A 6,487-nucleotide genomic window follows, 5' to 3' on the forward strand; every position below is an offset into this window, starting at 1 on the left:
TGTTAGGGATCAGCCCGAGTAAGCCTTCGTCAAAACCACGTTTCCTGTCCCGGGTCGCCACCGTCGGCCTGGCCATGACCACCGCACTGGGTGTCACCGCGATGCCGGCCAGTGCCCAGGAGGACCCGAAGGTCCTGGTCTTCTCCAAGACCGCGGGTTTCCGCCACGACTCCATCCCGACCGGGATCGCCGCCATCCAGGCACTGGGCGCCGACAACGGCTTCGCCGTGGACGCCACCGAGGACGCGGGCGCGTTCACCGCCGACAACCTGGCCAACTACGCCGCCGTCGTGTGGCTCTCGACCACCGGCGACGTGCTCAACGCCGACCAGCAGACCGCCTTCGAGAACTACGTCGACAACGGCGGCGGCTACGCGGGCGTGCACGCCGCGTCGGACACCGAGTACGACTGGCCGTGGTACGGCGAGCTGGTCGGCGCGTACTTCAAGTCCCACCCGCAGATCCAGCAGGCCAGTGTGGACGTGGAGAGCCACGACCACCCGTCCACCGCCGAACTTCCTGACCGCTGGACCCGCACCGACGAGTGGTACAACTACCGCACCAACCCGCGCGCGGACGTCAAGGTCCTGGCCACCCTGGACGAGACCAGCTACGACGCGGGCGGCGACGCCATGGGTGACCACCCGATCATGTGGTGCCACCCGCAGTCGCAGGGCCGCTCCTGGTACACCGGCGGCGGACACACCAACGAGTCCTACAGCGAGCCGGAGTTCCTCACCCACCTCGCCGGCGGCATCCGCTACGCGGCGGGCCTGGCCGAGGCCGACTGCACGCCCGACGACGGCGGCGACCCCGGCACCCCGGTCGACGAGGACTTCGACCAGATCACCCTGGCCAAGGGCGAGCCGAGCACCGGCGAGCCGATCGCGATGGCCGTGCTGCCCGACCGCTCGGTCGTGCACACCTCGCGCGACGGCCGGGTGTTCCTCACCACCCCGGACGCCACCACCAAGCTCGCCGGCACCATCCCCGTCTACAACCACGACGAGGACGGTCTGCAGGGCGTGGCGATCGACCCGAACTTCGAGCAGAACCGCTGGCTGTACCTGTACTACGCGCCGCCGCTGGACACCCCGACCGGTGACGCGCCGGAGAACGGCACGGCCGCCGACTTCGCGCCCTTCGACGGCCACAACCAGCTGTCCCGCTTCACGCTGACCGCCGAGGGCACCGTCGACCTGGGCAGCGAACAGAAGATCATGCAGGTCGAGGCCGACCGGGGCATCTGCTGCCACGCCGGCGGTGAGATCGACTTCGACGGCGACGGGAACCTGCTGCTGTCCACCGGCGACGACTCCAACCCGTTCGCCTCCGACGGCTTCAGCCCGATCGACGAGCGCGACACCCGCAACCCGGCGTTCGACGCCCGCCGCACCTCGGCCAACACCAACGACCTGCGCGGCAAGCTGCTGCGGATCACGGTCGCGCAGGACGGCAGCTACACCGTGCCCGAGGGCAACCTGTTCGCCCCGGGCACCGACAGGACCCGCCCGGAGATCTACGCCATGGGCTTCCGCAACCCGTTCCGGTTCGCGGTGGACCGGGAGACCGGCTGGGTGTACCTCGGCGACTACGGCCCCGACGCGGGCGCGGCCAACCCCGCGCGCGGGCCGGGCGGCACCGTCGAGTTCAACCTGATCAGGAGCGCCGGCAACTTCGGCTGGCCGCTGTGCGTCGGCGACAACCAGCCGTTCGTCGACTACGACTTCGCCACCGGCACCTCCGGCGAGCCGTTCGACTGCGCCGCGCCGAAGAACGAGAGCCCGCACAACACCGGTCTGGTCGACCTGCCGCCCGCGCAGCCGGCCTGGATCCCCTACGACGGCGGATCGGTGCCCGAGTTCGGCAGCGGCAGCGAGTCGCCCATGGGCGGCCCGGTGTACCGCTTCGACCCCGACCTGGACTCGGTCACGAAGTTCCCGGAGTTCTACGACGGCAAGAACTTCGCCTACGAGTGGGGCCGGGGCTGGATCAAGACGATCGACGTCGGCGCGGACGGCGAGCGGGGCGAGATCAACCCGTTCTTCGACTCGATGGAGCTGTCCTGGCCGATGAACGTCGAGTTCGGCCCGGAGGGCTCGCTCTACGTCCTGGACTACGGCGACACCTGGTTCGGCGGCTCGGACGCCTCGGCGCTCTACCGGATCGACTACACCAAGGGCAACCGCACGCCCCGGGTGGAGGTGAGCGCCGACCGCACGTCGGGCCCGGCGCCGCTGACGGTGAACTTCGACCCGGAGGGGACCTCGGACCCCGACGGCGGTGAGCTGACCTACGCCTGGGACTTCGACGGCGACGGCACGGTCGACTCCACCGAGACCGGCCCGGTCACCCACACCTACGAGGCGGCCGGCCAGTTCACCGCGTCGCTGTCGGTGACCGACCCGACCGGGCTGACCGGCGTGCGCAGCGTCGTGGTCACCTCCGGCAACACGGCCCCGGCCGTCGACCTGAAACTCCCGGTCAACGGCGGCTTCTTCGGCTACGGCGACACCGTGCCGTTCGAGGTCGAGGTGACCGACCCGGAGGACGGGACGATCGACTGCTCGAAGGTCATCGTCGAGTACATCCTGGGCCACGACGCCCACGGTCACCCGCTGTCGCGCACCACCGGCTGCTCGGGTGAGATCGCCACGCCGGCCGACGAGGGCCACGGCCTGGACGCCAACGTGTTCGGGATCATCAACGCCCGCTACACCGACGGCGGCGCCGGCGACGTGCCCGCGCTGACCGGCGACGACGAGTCGGTGCTCCAGCCCAAGCTCAAGCAGGCCGAGTTCTGGACCGAGAACAACGGCACCGAGATCGTCAACCACGGTGAGGCCAGCGGCGGCAAGCGCGTCGGCCACATCGAGAACGGCGACTGGATCAAGTTCGACCCGGTGAACCTGACCGGGGTGGACGCGATCGGCTACCGGCTCACCTCCGGCGGCTCCGGCGGCACCATCACCGTGCGCCGGGACGCGCCGGACGGCCCGGTCGTGCAGACCGTCGAGGTCACCAACACCGGCGGCTGGGACACCTACGCCGACATCGCGCCGGCGCCGATCACCGACCCCGGTGGCACCGGCCCGCTGTACCTGGTGTTCTCCGGTGGTGGCGGCGGCCTGATGGACCTCGACACCATCAACGTCGTCGGCGACGGCGTGGCCACCCCCGGCCCGGCCCAGTGCCAGCCGTGGACGCCCGACGACGGCTACCGCGCGCTGTTCGACGGCACCCAGGCCACCCTGGACGGCTGGACGCAGGCCGGCCCCGGCAGCTTCTCCCTGGAGCAGGACTGCACGATCCGGTCGGTCGGCGGCATGGGCCTGCTGTCCTTCGGTGAGGAGTTCAACTCCTACAGCCTGAAGCTGGACTGGAAGATGGCCGGCGACGACAACTCGGGCATCTTCGTCGGCTACCCGGACCCGGGCGACGACCCGTGGGTGGCGGTCAACCAGGGCTACGAGATCCAGATCGACGCGACCGACGCGCCGGACCGGACCACCGGCTCGGTCTACACCTTCCAGGCCGCCGACATCGAGGCCCGCGACGAGGCGCTCAACCCGCCCGGCGAGTGGAACAGCTACGAGATCATCGTCGTCGGGCAGACCATCCAGGTCTACCTCAACGGGGTGCTGATCAACGACTTCACCAGCACCGACCCGGCCCGTGACCTGACCCAGGGCTACCTCGGGATCCAGAACCACGGCGCCAGCGACGACGTGTCGTTCCGCAACATCCAGGTCAAGGAGATCGTCGACGAGACCGCCCCGGTCTCCACCGCGGCCTTCGCCGACCCCGGTCCGGAGGGCTGGCACCCGGGCAGCGTCCCGGTCGAGCTGTCCGCGACCGACGACGGCCAGGGTGTCGCCGGCATCGAGTACCGCCTCGACGGCGGCGCGTGGACCCCGTACACCGGCACCATCGAGGTGACCGGCGACGGCGACCACACGCTGCTCTACCGGGCGCGGGACCGGGCCGGCAACGTCGAGACCGACAAGGCCGCCACGATCAGGATCGACGCCACCAAACCGACGCTGATGGTGGCCGGGGTCGCCGAGGGCCGGGTCTACGGCGACGCCACCGACCTGGTGCTCACCTGGCACGCCGAGGACGCCACCTCGGGGCTGCGCACGGTGGGCGCCACGCTCGACGGCGAGACCGTGCTCAACGGGCGGCCGACCGCGCTGTACCAGCTGCCGCTGGGGCAGCACGCGTTCACCGTGTCGGCCACCGACGTCGCGGGTAACGTCCAGTCGCAGACGGTGTCGTTCACCACGACGACGTCCCTGCGGGACATGAGCCAGCTGCTCGACCGGTTCCGGGCGACCAACCGGCTCACGCTGTCCCAGTACCGCCAGCTCGACTCGCTGATGACCAAGATCCGCCGGGCGGAGGCCAACGGCAACGACACCAGGACGGTGCGCTTCCTCGGCACGTTCGTCCTGTTGGTCACCGATGAGACGTTCCTCGGCGACGCCGACATCAGCACGGTGCTGGAACGTGACGCGCACGCGGTCATCGATTCCATCGAAGGGCGATGACAAGGTGATATGAGCACCGGTGAGGGCAGTCGGCGACTGTCCTCACCGGTGTCACCGACGTCCTCGTGAAAGGGGTCCGCAATGTCAGCGAACGTACCGACAGGCCTGTGGTTGGTCGGGGCACGCGGGTCGGTGAGCACGACGGCGGTGACCGGTCTGCTGGCGCTGCGCGCCGGCCTGACCGCGCCGACCGGCTGCGTCACCGAGACCGAGCCGTTCACCGGAGTCGACCTGCCCAGCTGGGAGAACCTGGTGGTCGGCGGCCACGACGTGGTGGGCACGCCGCTGGACAAACGGGCCGAGCAGCTGGCCGAGTCGGGCCTCATCCCGCCCAGGGTGCTGGCCGCGACCACCGCCGCCCTGCGCACCGCCGACACCGAGATCCGCGACGGCTACCACCCGGCCACCCACACCGGCTCCCAGGCCGACGCCGCCGCCAGGCTCAGTGCCGACATCGTCGACTTCCGTGAACGCCACGGCCTGGCCAGGGTGATCGTGGTCAACGTGTCGTCCACCGAACCCCCCGTCCCGCACGTCCCCGAACACGACACGCTGGCCGCCCTGGAACAGGCTCTGGCCGACCCGGCCAGGACCGTCCTGCCGCCCAGCTCCCTGACGGCCTACGCCGCGCTGCGCGCGGGCTGCCCCTACGTCGACTTCACCCCGTCACCCGGGATCCGCCTGCCCGCGCTGCACGAGTTGGCGATGACCGCCGGCCTGCCCTACGCCGGCTCCGACGGCAAGACCGGCGAGACCCTGCTCAGGACCGTGCTGGCCCCCATGTTCACCGCCCGCGCCCTGCGGGTGCGCTCCTGGTCGGGCACCAACCTGCTCGGCGGCGGCGACGGCGCCAACCTGGCCGATCCCACCCAGGCCAGGGGCAAGCTGGAGTCCAAGGCCCGAGGCCTGGCCGCGTTACTCGGCGAGGGCGTCACCGCACCCCTGCACATCGACAACGTTCCCGACCTTGGCGAACAGAAGACCGCCTGGGACCACGTGTCGTTCGAGGGCTTCCTCGGCGCCAGGATGAGCCTGCAACTCACCTGGACCGGCCTGGACTCCGCCCTGGCGGCCCCCCTGGTCCTCGACCTTGCCAGACTGACCGCGGCAGCGCACGCGGCGGGAGCGAAGGGCCCGCTGGGTGCGCTGGCCTTCTTCTTCAAGGACCCGGTCGGCAGCACCGAGCACCGCTTCGCCGAGCAGACCACCACCCTCACCCGGTGGGCGGCCACCCTCCCGCACCATTCACCCGCCCAGTTGTCCACAACCCCACCCACACCCCCCGAAAACCCCTCCACCACCGATAGAATGGCCCTGAGGGGTGCCCCCGGAGAGGGTGGGGGCCGTGACCAGGTTGGCGCGCCAACGACAGTGAGTTCGGGCGAGGTCGCGGAGGCCGGTCCCGGGGCTGGTGGGCAGTCCTCTCGCGAGGGTTCTTCCGGGGGCGACGAGGGCGGGCCGGCGTGCTGAAGCCCTACCTTCGGCTCGTGCGGGCGCCGGCCGCGTTGACGGTGGTCGGGGACACCGTCGCCGGCGCGGCCGCCGCGGGGAGACCGTTACGGGGGCGGCGGTTGCTGCTCCCGCTGTCATCGGCCGCGTTCTACTGGTCGGGGATGGCGCTCAACGACTGGGCCGACCGGCACCTGGACGCCAGCGAACGCCCCGAGCGGCCCATCCCCGCCGGGGACCTCAGCCCGGAGCGCGCGCTCACCGTCGCCGGTGGCCTGACCGCCGCCGGGCTGGGGCTGGCCGCCGCCGGCGGGGGCCGGGACGCGGTGCGGATCGCCGTGCCGCTGGCCGCCGCGGTCTGGGCCTACGACACCGTGCTCAAGTCCACGCCGGCCGGCCCGGTCGGGATGGCCGTGTGCCGGGCGCTGGACGTGCTGCTGGGTGCCGGCGCCGCCGGGGCCCGCCGCGCCCTGCCGGCCGCCGCCGCG

Annotated in this window: 2 protein-coding genes and 1 pseudogene; all 3 read left to right on the top strand. The window is 71.3% G+C overall.

Annotated elements, in window-relative coordinates:
- Nucleotides 1-74 precede the first annotated feature (74 nt).
- Nucleotides 75-4,550 (top strand): ThuA domain-containing protein, encoded by a 4,476-nt coding sequence (locus BLA60_RS38180; protein ID WP_075137968.1) that lies wholly within the window; start codon nucleotides 75-77, stop codon nucleotides 4,548-4,550.
- Between the two features lie 81 nt (nucleotides 4,551-4,631).
- Nucleotides 4,632-5,786 (top strand): annotated as a pseudogene (locus BLA60_RS38185) (inositol-3-phosphate synthase); the annotation flags it as partial.
- A 230-nt stretch (nucleotides 5,787-6,016) separates the two neighbouring features.
- Nucleotides 6,017-6,487: UbiA family prenyltransferase (locus BLA60_RS38190; RefSeq protein ID WP_162293075.1), on the top strand; the 471-nt coding region annotated here is incomplete at its 3' end.

The sequence above is a fragment of the Actinophytocola xinjiangensis genome, assembly GCF_001921215.1.
GTDB lineage: Bacteria > Actinomycetota > Actinomycetes > Mycobacteriales > Pseudonocardiaceae > Actinophytocola > Actinophytocola xinjiangensis.

Coding starts and splice junctions, on each gene's coding strand:
- BLA60_RS38180 (WP_075137968.1), top strand. CDS start 75: ATGACCACCGCACTGGGTGTCACCGCGATGCCGGCCAGTGCCCAGGAG.